Annotated in this window: 21 protein-coding genes; 15 read left to right on the top strand and 6 right to left on the bottom strand. The window is 59.1% G+C overall.

Annotated features, from left to right (window positions below; all coding sequences use genetic code 11):
- Positions 1 to 45 precede the first annotated feature (45 nt).
- The 11 genes from ACAty_RS10325 (at position 46) to ccsB (ending at position 9,739) form a co-directional block, all read left to right on the top strand.
- Complete coding sequence (locus tag ACAty_RS10325) at positions 46 to 681, top strand: cytochrome c oxidase subunit 3 (RefSeq protein ID WP_004868339.1); 636 nt, start codon at positions 46 to 48, stop codon at positions 679 to 681.
- The gene (locus tag ACAty_RS10320; RefSeq protein ID WP_004868337.1) at positions 678 to 1,043 is read left to right on the top strand and encodes a cytochrome o ubiquinol oxidase subunit IV; all 366 of its coding nucleotides are present in this window, start codon (positions 678 to 680) and stop codon (positions 1,041 to 1,043) included. Before ACAty_RS10325 ends, ACAty_RS10320 begins: the two co-directional genes overlap by 4 nt.
- A 348-nt stretch (positions 1,044 to 1,391) precedes the next feature.
- Positions 1,392 to 1,904: a hypothetical protein gene (locus ACAty_RS10315; protein ID WP_014003319.1), complete on the top strand. Its 513-nt coding sequence runs from the start codon at positions 1,392 to 1,394 to the stop codon at positions 1,902 to 1,904.
- 34 nt (positions 1,905 to 1,938) lie between these two features.
- Complete coding sequence (gene soxY / locus ACAty_RS10310) at positions 1,939 to 2,448, top strand: thiosulfate oxidation carrier protein SoxY (protein ID WP_049784696.1); 510 nt, start codon at positions 1,939 to 1,941, stop codon at positions 2,446 to 2,448.
- 49 nt (positions 2,449 to 2,497) lie between these two features.
- Complete coding sequence (gene soxZ / locus ACAty_RS10305; protein ID WP_038472212.1) at positions 2,498 to 2,827, top strand: thiosulfate oxidation carrier complex protein SoxZ; 330 nt, start codon at positions 2,498 to 2,500, stop codon at positions 2,825 to 2,827.
- A gap of 31 nt (positions 2,828 to 2,858) precedes the next feature.
- A complete protein-coding gene (soxB, locus tag ACAty_RS10300; RefSeq protein ID WP_193787410.1) occupies positions 2,859 to 4,592 on the top strand; it encodes a thiosulfohydrolase SoxB in 1,734 nt (577 codons plus the stop codon).
- Positions 4,593 to 4,602: 10 nt separating this feature from the next.
- Positions 4,603 to 5,361 carry a hypothetical protein gene (locus tag ACAty_RS10295; RefSeq protein ID WP_004868328.1) on the top strand — a complete coding sequence of 253 codons (759 nt, stop codon included), beginning with the start codon at positions 4,603 to 4,605 and terminating at the stop codon, positions 5,359 to 5,361.
- Positions 5,354 to 7,204, top strand: coding sequence for a cytochrome c biogenesis protein ResB (locus tag ACAty_RS10290; RefSeq protein ID WP_038472210.1), 1,851 nt, complete (start codon positions 5,354 to 5,356; stop codon positions 7,202 to 7,204). Before ACAty_RS10295 ends, ACAty_RS10290 begins: the two co-directional genes overlap by 8 nt.
- Positions 7,201 to 7,590 (top strand): sulfur oxidation c-type cytochrome SoxX, encoded by a 390-nt coding sequence (soxX, locus tag ACAty_RS16230; RefSeq protein WP_038472208.1) that lies wholly within the window; start codon positions 7,201 to 7,203, stop codon positions 7,588 to 7,590. Before ACAty_RS10290 ends, soxX begins: the two co-directional genes overlap by 4 nt.
- Positions 7,591 to 7,621: 31 nt before the next feature.
- Positions 7,622 to 8,488, top strand: coding sequence for a sulfur oxidation c-type cytochrome SoxA (gene soxA / locus ACAty_RS10280; RefSeq protein WP_004868320.1), 867 nt, complete (start codon positions 7,622 to 7,624; stop codon positions 8,486 to 8,488).
- A gap of 258 nt (positions 8,489 to 8,746) precedes the next feature.
- On the top strand, positions 8,747 to 9,739 hold the full coding sequence (ccsB, locus tag ACAty_RS10275; RefSeq protein ID WP_004868319.1) for a c-type cytochrome biogenesis protein CcsB: 993 nt from the start codon (positions 8,747 to 8,749) through the stop codon (positions 9,737 to 9,739).
- Between the two features lie 21 nt (positions 9,740 to 9,760).
- Here the strand turns inward: ccsB and ACAty_RS10270 are convergent, their stop codons facing one another.
- From ACAty_RS10270 to ACAty_RS10245, 6 genes are all read right to left on the bottom strand, one after another.
- Complete coding sequence (locus ACAty_RS10270) at positions 9,761 to 11,311, bottom strand: NFACT RNA binding domain-containing protein (RefSeq protein WP_004868317.1); 1,551 nt, start codon at positions 11,309 to 11,311, stop codon at positions 9,761 to 9,763.
- Positions 11,295 to 12,992, bottom strand: a complete 1,698-nt coding sequence (gene cysC, locus ACAty_RS10265; protein ID WP_004868315.1) for an adenylyl-sulfate kinase — start codon at positions 12,990 to 12,992, stop codon at positions 11,295 to 11,297. Before cysC ends, ACAty_RS10270 begins: the two co-directional genes overlap by 17 nt.
- Positions 12,979 to 13,581: a phosphoribosyltransferase family protein gene (locus ACAty_RS10260; protein WP_004868314.1), complete on the bottom strand. Its 603-nt coding sequence runs from the start codon at positions 13,579 to 13,581 to the stop codon at positions 12,979 to 12,981. The genes cysC and ACAty_RS10260 overlap by 14 nt, the downstream gene beginning before the upstream one ends.
- A gap of 129 nt (positions 13,582 to 13,710) precedes the next feature.
- Positions 13,711 to 15,360 (bottom strand): chaperonin GroEL, encoded by a 1,650-nt coding sequence (groL, locus tag ACAty_RS10255; RefSeq protein WP_004868311.1) that lies wholly within the window; start codon positions 15,358 to 15,360, stop codon positions 13,711 to 13,713.
- 49 nt (positions 15,361 to 15,409) lie between these two features.
- Complete coding sequence (groES, locus tag ACAty_RS10250) at positions 15,410 to 15,700, bottom strand: co-chaperone GroES (RefSeq protein WP_004868309.1); 291 nt, start codon at positions 15,698 to 15,700, stop codon at positions 15,410 to 15,412.
- 105 nt (positions 15,701 to 15,805) lie between these two features.
- Positions 15,806 to 16,576 carry an alpha/beta hydrolase gene (locus tag ACAty_RS10245; RefSeq protein ID WP_014003311.1) on the bottom strand — a complete coding sequence of 257 codons (771 nt, stop codon included), beginning with the start codon at positions 16,574 to 16,576 and terminating at the stop codon, positions 15,806 to 15,808.
- An 869-nt stretch (positions 16,577 to 17,445) separates the two neighbouring features.
- Here ACAty_RS10245 and dapA point away from each other — a divergent pair.
- Genes dapA through purC form a run of 4 tightly spaced genes read left to right on the top strand, consistent with a single transcriptional unit; the run spans position 17,446 to position 21,540 of the window.
- Positions 17,446 to 18,360: a 4-hydroxy-tetrahydrodipicolinate synthase gene (gene dapA, locus ACAty_RS10240; protein ID WP_004873191.1), complete on the top strand. Its 915-nt coding sequence runs from the start codon at positions 17,446 to 17,448 to the stop codon at positions 18,358 to 18,360.
- A gap of 2 nt (positions 18,361 to 18,362) precedes the next feature.
- Complete coding sequence (gene bamC / locus ACAty_RS10235) at positions 18,363 to 19,520, top strand: outer membrane protein assembly factor BamC (protein WP_004873190.1); 1,158 nt, start codon at positions 18,363 to 18,365, stop codon at positions 19,518 to 19,520.
- Positions 19,517 to 20,824, top strand: a complete 1,308-nt coding sequence (gene purB / locus ACAty_RS10230) for an adenylosuccinate lyase (protein ID WP_004873189.1) — start codon at positions 19,517 to 19,519, stop codon at positions 20,822 to 20,824. The genes bamC and purB overlap by 4 nt, the downstream gene beginning before the upstream one ends.
- Positions 20,821 to 21,540 carry a phosphoribosylaminoimidazolesuccinocarboxamide synthase gene (purC, locus tag ACAty_RS10225; RefSeq protein WP_004873188.1) on the top strand — a complete coding sequence of 240 codons (720 nt, stop codon included), beginning with the start codon at positions 20,821 to 20,823 and terminating at the stop codon, positions 21,538 to 21,540. Before purB ends, purC begins: the two co-directional genes overlap by 4 nt.

Below are 21,540 nucleotides of genomic sequence, written 5' to 3'. Positions count from 1 at the left end.
GCCTAGTGCGGGTCGTCACCGCCCCCAGATTGAGGAGAAACGTTCATGAGTCATGCTGAAACGGTAGTGGATCCCGATAAGGTCCGATTGTGGTCCGAGGATTACGACGGCCACGATGTGATTTCCACGCGCACCTTTGGATTTTGGATGTACGTGCTGAGCGATGCCATGCTCTTTGCGACGCTGTTCGCGGCCTATGGCGTGCTGAGTTATCCGCACAGCTATTACACGGGCCCGACGCCAGCGCAGTTTGTTACCCCGTGGTACACCTTCACGCAGACCATGGCGCTTTTTCTAAGCGTTCTGATCTACGGCTGGGCCATGACGAGCCTGAAAGAGGGCAACAAATCGGGCGTAATCAACGGATTGCTTGGCGCCTTGGTTCTCGGTGTGCTTTTTCTGGCCCTGGACATACACGATGTGATGCGCCTCATCGCCGCCGGAATAACGCCGGAGGTCAGTGGTGGGCTCTCGGCCTTCTACTGTCTCACCCAGGTCCACGCGGCCCACATTTTTGCCGGTCTCATCTGGATTGTGGTCATGCTCTGGCAGGTGGCGCGCAAGGGAGTCACTGAGGATGTCGTGGGACGTCTCATCAGCCTGCGTATGTTCTGGCAATTTCAGGCTGTGATGTGGGTATTCATCTATGTCTTTGTTTATTTGTGGGGGTATATGTCATGACGCATGGTCACGCCAATCCCATAGAGCATCCTGAGGTCCAGATGGCCAGTCGTCGTGGCTATCTTACCGGATTCATTCTCGCGTCCGTATTGATGGCTTTGGCCACCTTCTTGGTGTCCAGTCACGCGCTGCCGCCCTTCGCCCTGCTTCTGGCCATTATGGCCTGTGCGGGTTTTGCGGTCATTGCCCAGGTGTACTTCCTGCTACACATCGATATTTCCGAGCATAACATCTGGAACACCGTGGCCTTGGTAGCATTCGTTCCTTTGTTTGTCATCACCATAGGGCTCACCTGGTGGATGTTCTCCCAGCTGTACCTACGCACCATGCCCTCGATTCCCGGTATGCCGGGGATGCACTGAGCAGCACTTGGGCTCTGTCGCCCAGCGTATCTCAGAGTCCGGGAGGGGCAAGGGGGGTGTTCCCCTCCTTGCCTTTTTTTTTTGTGAGTGCACGCAGCGGGGCCTCGCCCCAAAGCGATGCGATGGATGACGAACTGGAGGAACTGTGCCATCTGGTACAGCTCAACCGTCCAGACCGGCGCATCGGCACGGTCATGAGATGGTGTCAGCCACGCAACATCTCGAGGGTAGAGGGGAAAAAACCAAATATTACAGTCTTGTGTTGTCTCATTAGACCATGCGCGTCGCAGGCTAAACCTGTGGCATACAGTTTGCTTTACACTCTATAGCACGACCAAGGAGATCACAATGACCGTAAAATCTGTCCTGCTCGCAGCTGGATTGTGTTTGCTGCCGGGCTTGGCCTGCGCACAGGCAAGCCCGGTGTACATCGAGAAGATCGATATGCCCATGGCTGCCGCAGCTCACGAAGTAGAAAGTGTGCTACACGATGGTGGTTACAAGATCGTGTTGAAGCTCAACATACTGAAACTTATCGGTGCCCAACAGAAAACTCTGAAGATTCCCGACTTCAATACGCGGCACTTCAGCGACATACGGGCCATCGTTTTCTGTAATCCTTTCGATTTCAGCAAGCTCATCAACAGCTCTTGGCCGGTGGCTGCAGGATGTCCCCTGACGCTGGACATCTTTTCAAAAGGGCAGACCAGTTATGTCGTGTATGGCTTACGTGCCGACTACGCGCTTACTCCAAAAAGTCGCCAAATTGCGGAAAGTCTCGATACGTCGGTAATCAAGGTGTTGCAGGGGATACCCATGTCGCGGGTGGAGAAGGGCGTACCCAATATTGCCAAAAAGTAGTGTGAGTTGCAGGAGTGAGTGGTTCCCTACGGATATGGAAGGAAAAATCATGGAAAGAAGGAAGTTCTTGAAGCAGTCTCTTGTGGTATCGGCCATGGTATCCGCCGGTGGCGCCTTGCTACCGAGTCTGGCTCGCGCCGCAAATGTTCCCGGATGGCCAGCCAAGGAGTTCGATGCCAAGGTTCTGGATCAGGCGATGCAGGACAGCATTGGCAAGACCTCCGTCCCGGTATCGCCGGCCGTGCATCTGACAGCGCCCACCATTGCTGAAAATGGAGCTGCGGTTCCGGTTACCGTGGATGTCGATCACCCAATGACCGCAGACAACTACATCGACGCCGTGTTTCTTTACGTGGATCACAATCCGACGCCTCTGGCGAGCGCATTTTTCTTTAGTCCGGAAAACGGTCGCGCATATTTCCAGGAGCGAATCAAGATGGCCAAGACCGACATGGTGCGGGCTGTTGCGCGGACGAACAAGGGTGAGTTGATGTCCTCGAAGCCGCAGGAGGTGAAAGTGACCATTGGTGGTTGCGGAGGCTGACCTTTCTACGCACCGAATTCCCGCATTCTGTTTCTTTGGAGATTGATTCATGGCTGATTTAGGTAACCCGATGATTCGTATGCCCGCCCACGCCAAGAAGGGGGAGGTGGTAGAGGTCCGTTCGTTGATCATGAACCCGATGACCACGGGTTTACAAAAGAACAAGCAAGGCAAGCTCATTCCTGCCCACTTCATTCAGACGGTGACGGTGACCTTTGCAGGCAAACCCCTGTGCCATCTGGACTGGAGCACCGCTATCAGCGCCAATCCGTACCTTGCCTTCAAGATGCGCGCTGAGCGCAGTGGTACCTTGGCGATGACTTGGAAGGACAATCAGGGTGGCTCGTGGACGGCGGAGGCAAAGATCACCGTCGCCTGAATCGCGCGTTTTAGAACAGGAGTGTAGCCGCATGAACTTATCACGAAGAGATTTTATGGCCATCCTGGGCGTAGCTGGTGCCAGCGGGTTTCTGGCACCCGGCGCTGTGGCCGCATCCTGGGGATCGGGTAAGGATCCCTACGAGATAAAACCCTACGGTAACGTAACCCTATTGCACATCACCGATACCCACGCGCAGTTGCTGCCGGTCTGGTGGCGCGAGCCCGGTACCAACATCGGTACCCGGCAGCAGCACGAGTGGGGCGTGACGCCCCACTTGGTGGGCAAATGGAAGCTGGATTACTACGGCATCAAAGCAGATACCCCAGAGGGTTATGCGCTGTCTTGCCTGGACTTCGACGCCATGGCGCACAAGTACGGCAAGATCGGCGGATATGCGCATATCGCGACCCTGGTCAAACGCTATCGTGAACAGTTGGGTAACCGTGCGATCCTGCTGGATGGCGGCGATGCGTGGCAGGGTTCCGCCACGAGTCTGTGGACCAAGGCCGAGGACATGGTCGGGGCGCAGAATTTGCTCAAGGAGGATTATTTTGTCGGTCATTGGGAATTCACCTACGGTGCCGACCGGGTTGAGTATCTGCTCAAGCACAAGCTCAACGCGAAGTTTTTGTCCCAGAATGTCTTTACTATCCCCTGGGATGAGCCGGTCTTCGATCCCTACGACATTCGTGAGATCAACGGCCGCAAGGTGGCCATCATCGGCCAGTCTTTCCCGTTCACGCCCATTGCCAACCCGGCCTACTTCATTCCCAAATGGTCGTTTGGCATCCATCCGCAGCACATGCAGAAAATGGTGGACGAGTGCCGCGAAAAACACCACGCCGATGTCGTAGTCGTCTTGTCCCACAATGGCGCGGATGTGGATAAGAAGATGGCGTCACAGGTGCATGGCATCGATATCATCCTCGGTGGACACACCCACGAAATCATGGGGCCGAAGCCGGTACTGATCAACAAGACACTCATCATCAATACCAGTACCAATGGTAAATTTCTGGCACGCTTCGATCTGGATGTCGGTAAAGGACGCCTGAAGGGATTCCGCTTCTACTACCTGCCCATCCTCTCCAATATGATCCCGGCCGATCCGGAAATGTCTGCGTATATCGAGAAGGTACGCGCTCCTTATGCGGAGAAATTGGCCGAGCCTCTTGCCGTTACGGAGAGTCTGCTGTATCGCCGGGATAACTTCAACGGCACCTTTGATCAGCTCATCTGTAACGCCTTGCGTGAAGAGATGGACTGTGAAGTGGCGTTCTCGCCCGGCTTCCGTTGGGGCTATACCAAGCTCCCGGGTGAGACCATCACCATGGAAGACGTCATGGGGCAGACGGCCATCACGTATCCGGAGGTTACGGTTACGGAGTACACGGGCGCCGAACTGAAGAATGTCATGGAGCAGGTGGCGGATAATCTTTTCAATCCCGATCCCTACTACATTCAGGGCGGCGATATGATTCGCGTCGGAAACATCCAGTACACTTTCAATCCTGCGGAGACTATCAACAAGCGTATCACAGACCTGCGTGTCGGCGGCAAGATGGTGCACCCAAGCAAGAAGTACAAGGTTGCGGGCTGGGCAGCCATGCAGAAAGTAGAGGGTACGCCGGTCTGGGATATTTTCTCCAAGTGGTTGAAGGACAAGAAGACCGTACGTGTCGACCACCGAGATAATCCGGTTCTGACCAAGAATATGAAAGGTAATCCGGGGATAGCCTATCCCAAAGAATACGACTTGTGAGAAGCCCGTCATGAAAAGCCTGCCCGACCTATCTTTGGTAGAAAAGATTCTTTTCTCTGGTTTCATCTTTTTGGTGGGTCTGGGATTGCTCTCGGCCGAGGCGTATACCTACATCACCATCGCCGGGCTGAATGGTAAGCCCGGCGTCCAGATGCAGGACCTCGTCATTCATTATTACGGTAATCGCAGTGCCAGTAAGCTACAGACCATGTTGCCCAGCATGATGGTCATGGCACACGTTCCGGTCAACGAGCGCAGCAAAATGCAGGCGGTGGTCAACACCTGGGTCAAGGGTGGCGAAAGCAAAAGCTATTACCAGCAGCAGGTACGCCCGTTGATCAATGGTAATTGCCTAAAGTGTCACGCCATTGGCATGCCGAACATCGGAACCTTCTCGCTGCTCAAAAGCCAGGCACACGTGGACATGGGAATGCCCTATTCTGCCATGCTCATGAACGGGATGATTCATCTAACCACACTCGGCGTCATTTTCTTCTTGGCGGGCTGGATATTTGTCCGTACGCGCACACCGGGATGGCTGAAGATCGTGGTGGTGGGCCTACCCTTCCTGGCATTTTTCCTGGACTTCACAGGCTGGTTTCTGACCAAGCAGAATCCAGACTTCGTCTGGCTGGTTCTGGTGGGAGGAATTCTGTCCTGTCCTGTTGCCCTGCTGGGAATGGCTTTGAGTTTGATTCAGATGTGGTTCCTCAAGTCGAGGGATGAAGGGACCATGCCGGCGGCTGGGGAGCTTCCCCAGAATGGCTAGCACGGGTAACGCGGTCTATGTCGCTCCATACCGGCGACCGCTTGGCCGCGTTTTGTGGAACGTCCTCATTTCCATGCGCCTGGCGGTGCATTTATTGCTCTTTGTGGCCATCGCGTCCATTGTCGGTACGATTCTCCCGCAGCAGGAATCTGTGGGTAATTACCTGCAGCAATTTGGACCGTTCTGGTACCAGGTCTTTGGCAATCTGGATCTTTACGATGTGTACCGATGTGGTTGGTACATGGGTATCGTTGCTTTCCTGGTGCTGTCGACGACCTCCTGTGTAGCGCGCAATACACCGCACATGTTGCGCGATATGTTTCGGCGGGATACAGGATTCAACGCGCGGACTATCGATAGCAGACCGGTTCACCACGAAGTCTCTGTAGCCGGGTCCGCAGCCATCGTGTATGAGAAGGCCGTGGTCCTGTTGAAGGACGAAGGCTACAGGGTCAAACGTGTGCCAGCGCTGGATGATACGTTGTTGTTGGCGGCCCAAAAAGGTCGTTACTATCGTTTTGGTTATATTTTTACGCACGTTGCCATCATTCTTTTTTGTGCCGGAGCGCTGTACAACGCCAATATACCCTTGAAAATAGCGCAATGGACGGGTGCGGTGAAACCGGAGCAAGATTTCGCCTTGCCTTTGTCCAAGGTGCCAAAGGATCGCTGGCTTTCGCCAAATCAGCTCTCCTTTCGTGGTATCATTACGATCCCCGTGGGCCAGAGCGTCAATGCGATGTTCGAATTGGTGGGCGATGGATTTCTGGTGCAGCGCCTGCCTTTCGTCGTCCGCCTCGATAGTTTTCGGGTTACCCACTATCGTGACGGTCTCGCCAAAGATTATGTTTCCAAAGTTACGGTGCTTAAGCCCGATGGCCGGGTGCTGGTAACGCACGATGTTCGCGTCAATCATCCGCTCACGGTGGATGGCGTAAACATCTATCAGTCTAGTTACAATGCGGGACCGTCTACTTTGCACCTCATGAGTTACTCGTTGCTCGCACCCGCTGCGTCTGGTGTCCGTATACGGGCACGTGTCGGTCAGAGCTTCGTTACCGGCGCCGGAGCCTATGATCTCAAGGTGGTTGCCCTCAAGGTGGATAACGTGGTGCCGCGCAAGTCTGTCGGGCTCGCCGCACGACCCGGTCATGAAATGGTGAACCTGGGTCCGATGGCGCGCTACACCGTAGCGCAGCACGGGCGGCCACCGATCGTGTTGAAAACCTTTCTGCACCCTTTGCACCACGGTGGCTTAGCCTATGAGTTGGTCGCTTATCGCCCTGAAGATGCCGATGGTTTCCATTTTCTTGCCTTACCCGTTGGGGCCAAGGGAGGCGTGAGCCTGTTTGTGCATTATCTTGGAGCTCTGGAAAATGCAGCGCGCCACGGCGCAGTTGCGAGTTCTACGGTGTTTCAGCGAACACTGACACGTTTGGAGCAACGTCGCGGTGTGTATCTGCCAGGGGAGCAAAATCGGATGTTTTTGCGGGCAAGTCTGGTGGCTCTGCAATCCCTGCATACCTATCCCCTGCCTTTTCTGGTGCTCATGCGTGGTCTATCGCTGCATTGGGCGGCCGGTTTGGAGATGACCAAGTACCCTGGCATGTCCATCGTCTATTTTGCCTGTGCCTTACTGGTAGGTGGTATTTTTGTGCTGTTTTATGTACCCAGGAAACGGATCTGGCTGGCCGTTGGTAAAGAGCCCTTTGGGAGAACCAAAATTATCGCAGGTGGCGATACGTCTCGCGATATTGAAGATTTTTCACAACAGTTTGGTGAAATCCTCGAGAAACTGGCTGGAGGGGAGCAGGATCGGACGCAAGAAAGGAGAAGGTCATGACTAGGTTTGGAGCGGTTCGAAAGGGTCAGATATTGGCCCTGGGTTGCTTGACATTGCTAGGTACTGGCGTTGCCGTCGCCGGCAGTATTCCACCCATCAACGCGGCCAATATCGCCGCGGGTAGGGCCATTGCCTTTAACAAGGCACAGGGAAATTGCCTGGCGTGCCATGTCTTGCCAGGTGGAGTACAGGCGGGCAATGTTGGTCCAAATCTCAGTGAGCTGCCCATTCACGTGATATTTAAGAATCGGGAGAAGCTGGTGCAGTTTATTTACGACCCGGAAAAAGTCATTCCCCATATCAATATGCCGAGATTTGGTAAGGATAAGGTCTTGACGGATCACCAGATTGGCTTGGTGACCGATTATCTTTGGTCGCTAAAGTGATCTGTGGGCGTTGTATCCAGGAGGATTTATCATGAAAAAAATCGCAGCAATCGCGATGCTGGCGCTTGGGGCTGTGGCCCTTGGCGTGCAGGCAGACGACATCAACTGGTGGGATCTTGGCAACACCAAGGTCGGCCCGCGGCGTACCTTGAAGGAGTTTCACGAGTACTTCAAGGAGCAGTTTCCAAAGATGAGCCTCCAGCAATATGCTCTGGGTAGTTATGCATTCAATAAGGGACTCTATCAGCAGTATCAAGAGGCAATCCAATTCAATCCTGGCGATCTTACCTTGAGCGAGGGCAAGAAACTGTGGGATAGCAAGTTTCCCGACGGCAAGACCTATGCGTCCTGCTTTCCGCACGGCGGTAAGGGCGTTGCCGCAGGCTATCCGTACTACAACGCCAAGACCCATCAGGTGACGACGGCGGCCATGAGCATCAATGCCTGCAGGGTCGAGAATCACCTGAAACCCCTGCGTTACGGTAGCTCCAGCATGATCGCCTTGCAAACCTACTTCACCAGTCTGTCCAACGGGATGCCGGTGGATGTGAAGGTACAGGGGCCAGGTGCGGTCAAGGCCTTCGAGGAGGGAAAAGCCTACTATTTCATGCGGCGGGGGCAGCTGAATTTCAGCTGTGCTACCTGTCACGTGGCCTACGCGGGCAAATATCTTCGGGCACAGATCATCTCTCCACTTTTGGGGCAGAGCGCACATTATCCTACCTATCGTGCCGCCTGGGGTGCGGTGAATACCTTCCAGAAGCGCTTTATTGGCTGCGACAAGAAGGTGGGTGCCAAACCGGAAAAACTGCAAAGCGCGGATTATCGCAACCTCGACTACTTTATGAGTTACATCAGTAATGGCATCAAGATCAACGTGCCGGGTTATCGCCCCTGATGGCGCGTCCGTCGGTCCCGGGGTGCCGCGTCAAGCGCGGGGTGCTCGGGACTGCAAGAGGAGACAGCTATGGCTTTGGATACTGCGGAGATAGGTCATCGGTTAGAAAGCGTCGGCACTTACGCAGCACAGGAAAAATGGCAAAGACGTGCATGGATAGCGTTCCTTAGCGTCGGCTCTTTGTTCGTTTGGTTTTTATTTCGTGCGGACTTCTGGCTCTGGCAATACATCATTCTTGGTATATGGTATGCCGGATTGATGTGGTTCGGTTTGCGCTGGCCCGCATTTCGCCGACTATTTCTGGTGGTTCTGGCGGTGGCGGCACCTGGTGTGGCGCTCTACGATCTGGGCTACACGGCAAAGACCAGTGCCTTGTTGTATTGGATCTTTCAGAGTACCTCCATGTTCTACTGGATGAGTCTCGCCATTGCGCTGAGTGCGGTGGGTTATTATCGTTATCTTTACGCTGGGCATCAGGCCAGTGGTGACTGGGGCCATCGTTTTGCCTGGGTGGCCGTGGTCCTGGGCTATGCAGGCTTGGCCATTCGTTGGAAGCAGACCTATGTTGGTCATCCCAGCTGGGGACACATTCCGGTAACCAACATGTACGATGCCATGGTGCTTCTGTGTACGACCACGGCGTTGTTTTATCTCTATTATGAAGCGCAAGAGAAAAAGCGAGGGCTGGGCGCCTTTGCCATGCCGATGATCCTGATAGCCGATATTTTTTTGGTGTGGGTGGGCGTGGCCTATCATCAGAACCAGATTCAACCGGTCATCCCGGCATTGCAAAGTTTCTGGATCAAGATTCACGTACCCTGCGAATTCATAGCCTACGCCAACTTCTATCTGGCGGCCATGGTGGGTCTCGCTTACCTTCTGCGTGAAAGAGCCGGGCGACTGGGCACTGTCCTGGCAGAGCGCTTGCCCGACGGCAAACGCCTCGAACGCATCATGAGCTCGATGATCATGTTTGGCTTTTTGTTTTTTACGGTGGGCACGATCCTTGGTGCCGTCTGGGCGGCCAAGGCCTGGGGTGGTTTCTGGTCCTGGGATCCCAAGGAGACCTGGGCCCTTATCGTCTGGCTGAACTACGCGGCATTCCTGCATCTGCGCTCGCGTAAGGGTTCGGCGCGACCAACGGGGCATACCCTGGCCTGGTGGTCGGTGATCAGCTTGGTCACGGTCACCTTCTGCTTCATCGGTGTGGATTTATTCTTGGGTGGCCTGCATTCCTATGCCAAACTCTAGGCAGTAAAGGGCGCCGGCAGATCAGGAGCCGACACGCCGGACCCGGCGCGTGTGAAAGTGCCGGTACAGGACGCGACCTGGTGCGCCATTGGGGTGTCGCTTGATGTGGCGTGCCTCGGTCCAGTCGACATCGGCACTTTTGGTTTGAACGCTGCTGAACTGCAAGGCCAACTGGGCGGCGGCATCCAGTACCTTTTCGGGTACGGGGCGGTCGCGGGGACGACGGAGCAGGACGTGGCTGCCTGGCTGATCCTGTACGTGGAACCAGAGATCCCAGGGCTGGGCCAAGCGAAAGGTGAGGTGGTCATTGGCCTTGGCATTGCGTCCCCAGAGAATCTGAAAACCGTCGATCTCCCGGGACTCGATGGCGGGAGCCAAGCCCTGCGGCTGGCGACGCCTTCCTGGCTTTTCCGGTGTGGCCGGCACGTCGGTCAAAGATGCTTGCAGTAGGCGGGCATGCTCCTCCTCCAACTGGCGAAGCCGTTCACTACAAGCCTCTCGACCGCGTTGCGCGCGCTGGCGTTGTTTGATGAGGTGGCGGGCGTAGTCGTGCAAACGGTATCCGGCTGGTACGGATACGGTTCTGCGTCCAATACCGTAACTGCGATAGTCGGGTACCTCCAAGGCGCCGCCAGGATGGACGGCGTCGGGCATCTGAAAAAGTGCCTCTGCATCCCGCTGTACCGTATCCGGGACACGCTGCCAGCGGATCAGATCTTCCCGGACCCTGGCCATCCGCTGTTTCAGACGATCCAGCCTCTGTCGTTGCAGGGCGTTTGGATCGGGGCGGTTCTCGGCATCCTGTTCCCACGGCGGCGCCTCGAGCCGCAGGGCTTGCAGAGCGGGGATCGTGGTGGCGGACCCACGAAGGCGCAGGGGATAGCGAATCCGGGAGCCGTCTTGGGAGCGCCACTGGTACCAGTCGCCGCTCGGTTTTGCCCAACGGTCAACCAAGGCCTGATCGAGGCGGGCGGGCTCGAGACATCCGTCCTCAGCCTCGCTGCGCGCGCGCGGGCCGAGTAGCTGTAGCGGTTCGCTCAGGGTATCGGCAAAGGGTCGTGTTGCAGCCCGGCCTCGCGCCGGCGAGGCGTAGCGATGCCCAGGCAAAAAGCGCATTTCCCGGCTATCCAGACGATCCCAGCGCCACGCCCAGAGAATGCTGTCGTCCGCGTCGGTGACGGCGAGGTTACCCCGACCGCCGAAACATTCGGCAATGAGGTGGCGATGCTGCCTTTCCTTGGTGATGGTAACGCGCTCCCAGCTCAGACGCAGGATGCGATCGCCCCAGGGTACGTCGATCCGTTGCAGCAAAAAGCCGCGCAGGAGCTGCCCCAGCGCGACCGGATGCCCGACCCGCGACTGCGGACAGGGGTCGGCAAGCCAGAGCCCCAGAGGTGCCCGTTGCTGGGCAATGACCAGAGAGGTTCGAGTACCGAAGCAAAGGCGCAGCCAGCCGGCGCCGAGCTTGGCTTCCCGCAGTGCGGCTCCCTCCACCAAGGGCGCGATACAAGAGGCAGCGGTCCATAGTTGCAGTGCATCCATGGACAAGACTGGATCACGGACCGGGCTCACGATGGTCACCGCCCTGACCGAGAATACCCAGGTCGGTCAGCTTGTCGAGGAGAAGCCGCAGAGCCGCCTGACCCGGAAGGTGGCTGGTATCGATGGCGATATCCGGATGCTCCGGTGCCTCGTAGGGGTCGTCGACTCCGGTGAAGGAAGCGATCTCTCCAGCCAGGGCGCGGGCGTAGAGGCCCTTGGGATCGCGGGCTGCACAGACCGACAGGGGCGTTGCCACGTGAATTTCCACGAAGGCGCCGCCGGCCTCTTCCACCAGTCTGCGTGCCTCGGCACGGGCGTCGCGGTAGGGGGAAATGGCCGCCACGATGGCGATTCCGCCGTGGCGCGCCACGAGGCTGGCGACGAAACCTATGCGGCGGATATTCTCGTCCCGGTCCTCGCGACCGAAACCCAGCCCCTTGGAGAGGAAGCGGCGAACGACATCGCCGTCGAGCAAGGTCACCGCCCGTTCATCGTGAATTTCCAGTTGCCGTGCGAGCATGCCGGCCAGGGTACTTTTGCCGCTGGCGGACAAGCCCGTAAACCAGAGGACGAGACCGCGGCGGTCGGCGCCGCGGTAGGCCTGACGCAGGATGCGAATGACCTCCGGCGGGGAAAACCACGAGGGAATGTCTTCGTTGGCGGCAAGGCGCCGGCGTAATTCCGAGCCAGAGATCCCTTCGAGCCGCTCGCCATTGGCCTCGGCGGCGGGTACGTAGCTTTGCCGAGCGCGGGAATAGGCGTATTCCGGCATGAAAACGGGTTCGATGCCGAGTTCTTCACGGTGTGCGGCAACCCACTCCTGGGCGGCGAAGGGCGGATAGAACAGCCCGCCATCCCAGTGCCCCGGATCGGCGTGGCCGCGACCGATCAGGAAGTGGCTGGCGCCAAAATTGCGGCGGATCAGCGCGTGCCAGAGCGCTTCCCGTGGCCCGGCCATGCGCATGGCCAGGGGCAACGGCGATAGCAGTACCCGGTCCCGTGGATAGTGGTCCAGGACCGCCCGGTAGGCTCGCATACGCCAAGAAGCCTCCACATCACCCGGACGCGTTGGGCCGATGGCCGGATGCAACAGGAGCCGCGCCTGCGATCCAAGACGCTCCAGGGCCGCCCGGGTAATGGCGATGTGGGCGTTGTGCAGTGGATTACGGGTCTGAAAGGCGAGGGCTGGGGCGCCGGCGAGGGCAGTGCGGACCTGTGCCGGAGCCCGATATTCCGGTGGGAAATCCACGGCGGCAGCGCGTTCCAGGGCACCGTCTTCCCAGGGGACGACACTCCCAGCGATGTTGACGGGCAGACGCTCGAGGGTCTCCGCTACGCCGGGGTGGCGGCGGTCGCTGCTGCCGTAGATGTGCTGTACTTCCCACAGGCGATCGGGACGGTAGAGACTCGCCACGGTCATGCGCGCCAGCGGCGTGCCGTCGTTACGTTCCAGGCGCAGTACCGCACCCGCGCCCAGGTGCGCCGCCGTTGCCTCATCCACTTCCAGGGTCAGGGGCATGGGCCAGAGTCTGCCGTCGGGCAAGCGCTGGTGCGCGCAGACCGACTCCCAGGTCGGCTCGTCCATGAACTCCGTCACCGGTGCAAAGGCGCCACTGAGCAGGAGCTCCAGGTCGCAGCGCTGGCGCTCGCTCAGTACGTGCACGGCATCGGCCGTGGGAAGTGCAGCGCGGCCGGAATCAGGAGTGGCCATGATCGCCCTCGGGGTGCTCTGCGGCAGGCCAGGGAAAAAGGGGCAGGTGCGCCAGGGCCACGACATCCCGCCAGCGATCTGGATCGCCCTCGGTGCAGATGGCGGCGCGAGCGGCAACGACGGCGCCGGCCTCGTGCATGAGGTTCTCCATGGCCGTCAGGGTCGAGCCCGTGCTGATGACGTCGTCTACCAGGACGACGCGCCGTCCGGCCACCGTGGCGCGATCCTTGGCGTCCAGATACAACTTCTGGGCGTGACCGGTGGTGATGGAGTGGCTGCTGCTTTCCAGAGCGGCGCCCATGTAGGTTTTGTAGTGCTTGCGCAAAACGACGTAGGGTTTGCCGCTCTGACGGGCCATGGCATAGGCCAGTGGTATGCTTTTGGCTTCGGCGGTGATCAGACAATGGTAGTCGATGCCCTGCAGTGCTTGCGTGAGGCCCGCGGCCGCCGCCTCGCACAGCTCCACATCGCCGAGAATGTTGAGCACGGCAATGGCGAGTTCCGGTGCCACGGGAAACAGGGGAAGATCGCGTACCACACCCTGGATGTGAATGCGGTGGGTAGTAAGGCGGTTCGGGTTCTGGACCATGTCGAATTCTCCTTTAGGCCACGCATTCTGCCACAGCCGTGCCGGCGGCGCATGGATGAATCTGTGCAGGAATGCAAACAGCAACGGCCCCCGAAGGGGCCGTTGCGGTCTGCGGAGGCTGCGCGGGAGTTAGAAGTCGCCCATGCCGCCCATGCCGCCCATACCACCCATGTCGCCGCCGGCACCGCCCTTGTCTTCCTTCTTGGGCAGTTCGGTGATCATGGCCTCGGTGGTGATCATGAGGCCGGCAACACTCGCCGCCTTCTGCAGGGCCGTGCGGGTGACCTTGGTGGGGTCGATGACGCCCATCTCGAACATGTCACCGTACTCGCCCGTGGCAGCGTTGAAGCCATGGCCAGCCTTGCCCTCCAGCACCTTGTTGAGGACGACGCTGCCCTCGCCACCGGCATTGGCAACGATCTGGCGCAAAGGCTCTTCGATGGCCCGACGGACGATGGCAACACCCATCTCCTGATCGTGGTTGGCCACCTTGACCTTCTCCAGCACGTGGCGAGAGTGGATCAGGGCGACGCCACCGCCGGCGACGATGCCTTCTTCCACCGCCGCACGGGTCGCGTGCAGGGCGTCTTCCACGCGGGCCTTCTTTTCCTTCATTTCGATCTCGGAGCCAGCGCCCACCTTGATGACCGCCACACCACCGGCGAGCTTGGCGACACGCTCCTGGAGCTTTTCCTTGTCGTAGTCGGAGGTAGCTTCCTCCATCTGCCGCCGGATCTGCTCCACACGCGCCTTGATCTCGCTCTGCTGACCAGCACCATCGATGATGGTGGTGTTCTCCTTGCTGATGGTCACCTTCTTGGCCTGACCCAGGTCATTGAGGCTGGCGCTTTCCAGCTTCATGCCCACTTCCTCGGAGATGACCCGACCGCCGGTGAGGATGGCCATATCCTCGAGCATGGCCTTGCGCCGATCGCCAAAGCCCGGAGCCTTGACCGCCGCGACCTTGATGATGCCGCGCATGCTGTTGACCACCAGAGTCGCCAGGGCTTCACCCTCGACATCCTCGGCGATGATCAGCAGGGGACGACCACCCTTGGCTACCTGCTCCAGCACCGGCAGCATGTCGCGGATGTTGGAGATTTTCTTGTCGTGCAGGAGGATGTAGGGATTCTCCAGCTCGGCGGTCATCTTGTCCTGGTTGTTGACGAAGTAGGGCGAGATGTAGCCGCGATCGAACTGCATACCCTCCACCACGTCCAGTTCGTTCTCGAAGCCAGAGCCTTCCTCGACGGTGATGACGCCCTCGTTACCTACCTTCTCCATGGCCTCGGCAATGATCTTGCCGATGGACTCGTCGGAGTTGGCGGAGATGGTACCCACCTGCGCCACTTCCTTCTGGGTCTTGCAGGGCTTGGACTGCTTCTTGAGGTCTTCGACCACGACCTGCACGGCCTTGTCGATGCCGCGCTTGAGGTCCATGGGATTCATGCCGGCGATGACGCCCTTGATGCCCTCACGGATAATGGCCTGGGCCAGTACGGTGGCGGTGGTGGTGCCATCACCGGCCTCATCGGAGGCCTGGGAGGCGACTTCCTTCACCATCTGCGCGCCCATGTTCTCGAACTTGTCGGCAAGCTCGATCTCCTTGGCAACTGAGACGCCATCCTTGGTGATGGTGGGGGCGCCGAAGGACTTGTCCAGAACCACATTGCGGCCCTTGGGGCCCAGAGTCACCTTGACGGCGTCGGCAAGAATGTTGACGCCACGCAGCATCTTCTCGCGGGCGTGTTCGGCAAAAGCTACTTGTTTGGCTGGCATATACTCACCTCATCAATGCATTAGGAGTTTACGGGAACGGCGCTGAGGCTTACTTGTCGATCACGGCCATGACGTCGTCTTCGCGCATGACCAGCAGCTCCTCACCCTCGACCTTGATTTCGGTACCGGCGTACTTGGCAAAGAGCACCCGATCGCCGGGCTTCAGATCCAGAGCGCGCACCTTGCCATCTTCCAGGATCTTGCCGTTGCCTACGGCCACCACCTCACCCTGGACAGGCTTTTCCTTGGCGGTATCGGGAATGATGATGCCACCGGCGGTTTTCTGTTCTTCTTCCAGACGGCGAATGACGACGCGATCGTGCAAAGGACGCAGTTTCATAGAACATTTCCTCGTGTGACTGGATTGTTTGGGACAGATCCTCACTGGCAGCGTGTTAGCAGCCGCCGCCATCGAGTGCTAATGATAAAGCTTGTGTATGGCCTGTCAAGGCCGTTGGGGGCTGACGCTGCAGTAGAGATGGAAGGTGGAGCGCAACAGTGCCGTGTCTGCCCCACGCAGACGGTGGTCGATCCCGGAAAGCGGCTCGACACACAAGGGCCGCGCACGCGCCACGGCAGCAAAATCGAAGCTGCGCTGCAGGGGCACTGCCGTGTCGGCGCTGCCGTGCAGGATGTGGACGGGAAAAGGATAGGCGGGTGGTTCGCGAAAAAGATCGTATTGCGCGCTGTCGGCCACGAGGTCAAAGCGCATCTCCAACTCCCCAAGACCGTAGGAATCGCGCCAGCGGCGCAGACCGGTCTTGCGCCAGTCTTCTTGTTCGTTGCCGGGCAGTGCAGCAAAAAGCAAAGGGATGAAGTTGAAGGCGGGAGCGATGAGCAAGAGAGCGCTGATGCGCTGCGGCCAGCGCTGTCCCGCCAGTGCCGCCACCCAGCCGCCCAGACTGGATCCCACCAGCAGGACCGGGCGGTCACCGATGAAGTCGAGCACGAGGGCGAGATCTTCTAGGTAGCGGGAGAGGGTAAGCTCGGCGAAGTTGCCATCGGACTCGCCCACGCCACGATAATCGAAACGGCACCAGGGCCAGCCCTGCTGTCGGGCAAAGCGGGCGAGGAGGGTGGACTTACTGCCAGCCATGGTCGAGGCGAATCCCGGGAGGAACACGCCAACGGGCCCCGAGCCGCCATCCTGCCAGCGACCACGGACGCATTCTGTGCTCGGGTGGCGCAGGGTGAAGGGAATCTCTGCTGGATGCATGCCATCAGCTTGCGGCCAGAAAAAAGGGGCGTCAAGGACGCCCCTAAAACCACAAAGGAGGAAAGAAACATGCGCTCGCAACCAGCATTTGGCTGCCAGACAATATTAGCAAAGGTCTAGGCAGCATGCAACTACATCCTGACCGGTCGGAAAATAAAAGAAGGGCGAGACCTGAGCCTCGCCCAAAACCACCAAAGGAGGAAGAAACATGCGCTCGCAACCATCACAGCTGCTTGCACGATCTTAGAGTGGGACGTCGTGGCAAAGTTCCATCTGCGCCGTAGATGCCGTGCGAACGAATCTCCAGCCCACCACCTTGACCGTAAGGGGCAAGGTGGTGGGCTCTGGTTACCGCCGCGACTCGGTTCTTCGGTAAAAAAGTAGGTCGGCATTCAGGAGGCAAGCGCATAGCCCACGGTCTGGGTCGCAGCTACCCGAGCCATGGCTACCAGGATGGGCCGTCGATTCCCGGACATAGGATGCAATGTGGCAATAAGCGTCCCGTTATCAGGAAAACATAAGCAGAAAATAGGATCAACTTTTCCAAATAATTACAATAGACTGTAAAAAATGTAATTGCGGTGTAACCGGATGGTTGTTTGATTTATATCCACCGCTAAATAGGGTAATTGCAAGCATTTAGTCGTCTACGGAACCATACTCCGCTTGGTCAGGTACGCGATGTGCTGGTAAGCCTGGGGCGGTGCTATGGCGTTTGCGCTCACTCGCGGAGCGGCCTCTCACGGCCATGGGGCCGGTGGGCCGCGGTTCGGCGGGGCTCCCCGGCGTCCCTGCGACCTTGCCAAGATCGTGGCGCGGCAAGTACCATCTGCCTTTAAACTGCAGAGCAGGCATGCGCGGGAGCTTCGATGTTTCACGGCAGTATGGTGGCGCTCGTCACCCCCATGGATCCGTCTGGATCCATAGATTTCAATGCCTTGAGGGATCTCGTGGAGTGGCATGTGAGCGAGGGTACGCATGCCATCGTGGCAGTGGGCACCACGGGGGAGTCGGCCACTCTGGACGTCCGGGAACACGTGGCGGTCATCCGGACCGTGGTCGAGCAATGTCGGGGGCGGATACCCGTCATCGCCGGTACCGGCGCCAATTCCACGGCAGAGGCCATTGAACTCACCAAGGCGGCTATGGAAGTACAAGCGGATGCCGCGCTGTTGGTCAGCCCTTACTACAATAAGCCCACGCAAGAGGGCCTCTATCGGCATTATCTGGCCATTGCCGATGCCTGCCACTTTCCCATGATTCTCTACAACGTGCCGGGTCGGACCGCTGGGGATATCCTGCCGGAGACGGTGGCCAGACTCGCGGAGCGCCCCTGCATCGTGGGTATCAAGGAGGCGAGCGGCCACGTGGACCGAGTGGCAGAGATCCTGGCACTCTGCGAGGAACGCTCGGCGTCCATACGGGTCTTTAGTGGCAACGATGGTGAGGCCCTGGCGGCCATGGCCCTTGGTGCCCACGGCGTCATCTCGGTGACGGCCAATGTCGCGCCCAAGGCCATGGCGGATCTGATGACGGCGGCGCTGGCGGGGGACTTTGCCGCGGCGCGCGCGATCAATGCGCGGCTGGTTCCCCTGCATCGGGATTTGTTCCTGGAATCCAATCCCATTCCGGTGAAGTGGGCTTTGCAGGAAATGGGCCGGATCCAGGCCGGGATCCGGCTGCCGCTGCTGCCCCTGGCCGAAGCATTTCGCGAGCGTCTGCGCCGTAGTCTCGGGCAGGCGCACTGCCTCGTTTCCACATCCGCCCCTCAAGGAGCGCATTGATCATGGGCCGTACGCTGGGCCGAAGTCTTGCTGTAGCCACCCTCGCCACGGTCGCGTTGAGCGGCTGTTCCTATCTGCCTTTCTTCAAGAGCAACACCGGTCCCAACTATCAGGACGCCAAACTCATGAAGCCCTTGGAGGTGCCGCCCGATCTACTGGCGCAGGCACCGGCGCCGGGGGTGACCGTGCCCGGTGGGCCCGTGAGTGCCAGTGAGGTCGCCAGGGAGGTTTCCGGGGCCCGCAGCTCCGGCGGTTATGGTCTTTTCGTACCCAGGGTGGCGCCGGGTGAGAAACCCATCGAAGAGAAGACCTTGCCGGGGGTCTCGGCATCGCTGGCTGGTCAGGGTGCAGACCTCTATCTCGTGACCTCGGCCAGTGACGACCAGATCTGGAAGGCGGTCCGGGAGGTGCTCGCCAGGGACAAGATCCCCGTGGAAAAATTTTCCGCCAAAGCGGGTACCTTGGAGACGGGGTGGCAGTACACCCGATCCGGGATCAGCCGCATCTTTGGTACGGCACTGGCGCCGAGCCACAAGATGCGCTATCGCTTTCGCCTGAGCAGTGCCGCGGACGGTTCCAAGGAACTGCATCTCGAGCAGGAGCGCTATCTCAACAACCCGGACGGCGACACCATAAACTGGCGCAAGCAGACGGCGGAAGCCAGCCGTAACCGGGATCTCCTGGAGGCGGTGCGCCAGCAGTTGGAACATTCGGTGATCATGGCCGAGATGCCGGTGATCAAGGTCACCCGTTATCGTGACGATCTCGGTCCCTATCTGGTGCTGAACCAGGTGCCGGAAAAAGCGGAGCCCGCCGTGGAAATGGCGCTGCGCGGTCTGGACCATCCGGTCACCCACGAGGCTATCGGCGTGTGGTCCGTGCAGGTGCGTGCCGGCGGCGGTGAGGCGCAGCACTCCGGCGGCATGGTGGGCAACATGTTCAGCCAGGCCTGGTACAAGATCACCCACATTTTCAGTGGACCACGCAAGGAAAAGCCTCTGGACGTCACCGTCAAGCTGTTGCGCATGAAGGATAACGAGGGCAGTGTGCTGGAGACCGTGGCGCCCAGCGATGAGGGCAAGGCTGGACAGAAGGCCGCCGTCGATATTCTCGACCGGCTGCAGAGTGCCTTGAGCCCGAAGGATCAGGGCCAGGGATGATCGAGCGCTACACCCGCCCCGAAATGGGGGCCCTCTGGGATCAGAACGCCAAGTATCGGGCCTGGCTGGAAGTAGAGTTGGCGGCCTGCCGGGCCATGGCCGCGCGCGGGGAGATTCCGGCCGATGCGCTCACCGAGATCGAGGCCAAGGCCGACTTCGATGCCCAGCGCATTGCCGAGATAGAAGGAGAGGTAAAGCACGACGTCATCGCCTTCCTCACCTCGGTGGCCGAACATGTGGGGCCGGCCAGCCGTTTCATCCACAAGGGTCTGACCTCTTCCGATGTGGTGGATACGGGTTTCGCTCTACAGCTGCGCCGCGCCGGACAACTGCTGGAGAAAGGTCTGCAGCGTCTGGACCAAGCCTTGGTGCGCCTCGCCTGGGAATACAAGGACAGCATCATGATTGGCCGCTCCCACGGCATTCACGCCGAACCCATCACCTTTGGCCTGAAGGTGGCGGTATGGCGGGCGGAGGCACAGCGCAATCTGGCACGGCTGCGCGATGCCATAGCCACGATCTCCGTGGGCATGCTCTCCGGCGCCGTGGGGACCTTCGCCCATATCGACCCGGCCATCGAGGCCAGCGTTTGCGCCGAACTCGGTCTGCAGGTGGAGGCGGCCAGCACCCAGGTCATCTCACGCGACCGACACGCGCAATTCTTCTCGACGCTGGCGGTGATTGCCGGCTCCATAGAAAAAATCGCGGTGGAGATCCGTCACCTGCAGCGCACCGAGGTGCTGGAGGCTGAGGAACCCTTCAGCGTGGGCCAGAAGGGCAGCTCGGCCATGCCGCACAAGCGCAATCCCATCCTTTCGGAGAACCTGACGGGGCTGGCACGGCTCATGCGCGGATACGCCGGCATGGCCCTGGAAGACATCGCCCTATGGCATGAGCGCGATATCTCCCACTCCAGTGTGGAGCGCGTCATCGGTCCCGATGCCTGTATCGTCCTGGACTTCATGCTGCATCGTGCCAGCGGCCTGCTGGAGGGCCTGGTGGTCTACCCGCAGCGGATGCTGGAAAACCTGGGGCGCACCCACGGTCTGATCTTTTCCCAGCGGGTGCTGCTGGCCTTGACGGAAAAGGGCATGCTGCGCGAGGACGCCTACCGCTTGGTGCAGAAAAACGCCATGCGGGTGTGGGAGTCGGGCCAGGAGTTTCAGGACCTGCTCGCTCAGGATCCAGAGCTTCGGCGCCACCTGGATCCCGAGGAACTGGCCGGGCTTTTCGACCTCGACTACCACCGCAAGTCCGTCGATACCATCTTTGCCCGGGTATTTCCCGAAGGGCGTCCCCAATGAGTGACGTTCCCGCGGCCCTCTACGAAGGTAAGGCCAAGATCGTTTATCCGGGCGAGGATGCCGATACCCTGGTGCTTTTTTTCAAGGACGACACCTCGGCCTTCGACGGCGAAAAACGCGAGCAGCTGGCGCGCAAGGGCGAGATCAACAATGCGTTCAACGCCTATATCCAGACCTATCTGCAGGAGCATGGAGTTCCTACCCATTTCCTGCGGCGACTGGACGCGCGACGCAGCCTGGTGCGCCGTCTCGACATGATTCCGGTGGAATCGGTGCTGCGCAATCGCGCCGCCGGGTCCCTCTGCCGTCGTCTGGGCGTCGAGGAGGGGCGGTTGCTGGAGCCGCCAGTGCTGGAGTTTTTCCTCAAGAACGATGCCCTGCACGATCCCATGATCAATCGCTCGCACATACGTACCTTCGGCTATGCCCACGCCGAGGAAGTGGAGCGCATGGAGTATTGGACATTGCGGGTCAACGCGCTCTTGCGCGAACGATTCGCCCAGGTTGGCCTCATCCTGGTGGATTTCAAGCTGGAGTTTGGTCGCTTCGCTGGTGAGATTTTCCTGGGCGATGAATTTAGCCCAGACGGCTGTCGGCTATGGGACGTGCAAAGCCAGGAAAAAATGGACAAGGATCGTTTCCGCCGTGGTCTCGGCGGTGTGGTCGAGGCCTACATCGAGGTGGCGCGCCGGCTCGGTATTGCCACGGACGCCTAG

It is taken from the genome of Acidithiobacillus caldus ATCC 51756, assembly GCF_000175575.2.
GTDB lineage: Bacteria > Pseudomonadota > Gammaproteobacteria > Acidithiobacillales > Acidithiobacillaceae > Acidithiobacillus_A > Acidithiobacillus_A caldus.
This window is presented reverse-complemented; position numbering and strand designations above follow the sequence as displayed.

Coding starts and splice junctions, on each gene's coding strand:
- ACAty_RS10260 (WP_004868314.1), bottom strand. CDS start 13,581: ATGGTCCAGAACCCGAACCGCCTTACTACCCACCGCATTCACATCCAG.
- soxX (WP_038472208.1), top strand. CDS start 7,201: ATGACTAGGTTTGGAGCGGTTCGAAAGGGTCAGATATTGGCCCTGGGT.
- groES (WP_004868309.1), bottom strand. CDS start 15,700: ATGAAACTGCGTCCTTTGCACGATCGCGTCGTCATTCGCCGTCTGGAA.
- ccsB (WP_004868319.1), top strand. CDS start 8,747: ATGTGGTTCGGTTTGCGCTGGCCCGCATTTCGCCGACTATTTCTGGTG.
- ACAty_RS10320 (WP_004868337.1), top strand. CDS start 678: ATGACGCATGGTCACGCCAATCCCATAGAGCATCCTGAGGTCCAGATG.
- soxZ (WP_038472212.1), top strand. CDS start 2,498: ATGGCTGATTTAGGTAACCCGATGATTCGTATGCCCGCCCACGCCAAG.
- purC (WP_004873188.1), top strand. CDS start 20,821: ATGAGTGACGTTCCCGCGGCCCTCTACGAAGGTAAGGCCAAGATCGTT.
- ACAty_RS10295 (WP_004868328.1), top strand. CDS start 4,603: ATGAAAAGCCTGCCCGACCTATCTTTGGTAGAAAAGATTCTTTTCTCT.
- groL (WP_004868311.1), bottom strand. CDS start 15,360: ATGCCAGCCAAACAAGTAGCTTTTGCCGAACACGCCCGCGAGAAGATG.
- ACAty_RS10315 (WP_014003319.1), top strand. CDS start 1,392: ATGACCGTAAAATCTGTCCTGCTCGCAGCTGGATTGTGTTTGCTGCCG.
- bamC (WP_004873190.1), top strand. CDS start 18,363: ATGGGCCGTACGCTGGGCCGAAGTCTTGCTGTAGCCACCCTCGCCACG.
- ACAty_RS10290 (WP_038472210.1), top strand. CDS start 5,354: ATGGCTAGCACGGGTAACGCGGTCTATGTCGCTCCATACCGGCGACCG.
- soxB (WP_193787410.1), top strand. CDS start 2,859: ATGAACTTATCACGAAGAGATTTTATGGCCATCCTGGGCGTAGCTGGT.
- cysC (WP_004868315.1), bottom strand. CDS start 12,992: ATGGCCACTCCTGATTCCGGCCGCGCTGCACTTCCCACGGCCGATGCC.
- ACAty_RS10325 (WP_004868339.1), top strand. CDS start 46: ATGAGTCATGCTGAAACGGTAGTGGATCCCGATAAGGTCCGATTGTGG.
- purB (WP_004873189.1), top strand. CDS start 19,517: ATGATCGAGCGCTACACCCGCCCCGAAATGGGGGCCCTCTGGGATCAG.
- soxY (WP_049784696.1), top strand. CDS start 1,939: ATGGAAGGAAAAATCATGGAAAGAAGGAAGTTCTTGAAGCAGTCTCTT.
- dapA (WP_004873191.1), top strand. CDS start 17,446: ATGTTTCACGGCAGTATGGTGGCGCTCGTCACCCCCATGGATCCGTCT.
- soxA (WP_004868320.1), top strand. CDS start 7,622: ATGAAAAAAATCGCAGCAATCGCGATGCTGGCGCTTGGGGCTGTGGCC.
- ACAty_RS10245 (WP_014003311.1), bottom strand. CDS start 16,576: ATGCATCCAGCAGAGATTCCCTTCACCCTGCGCCACCCGAGCACAGAA.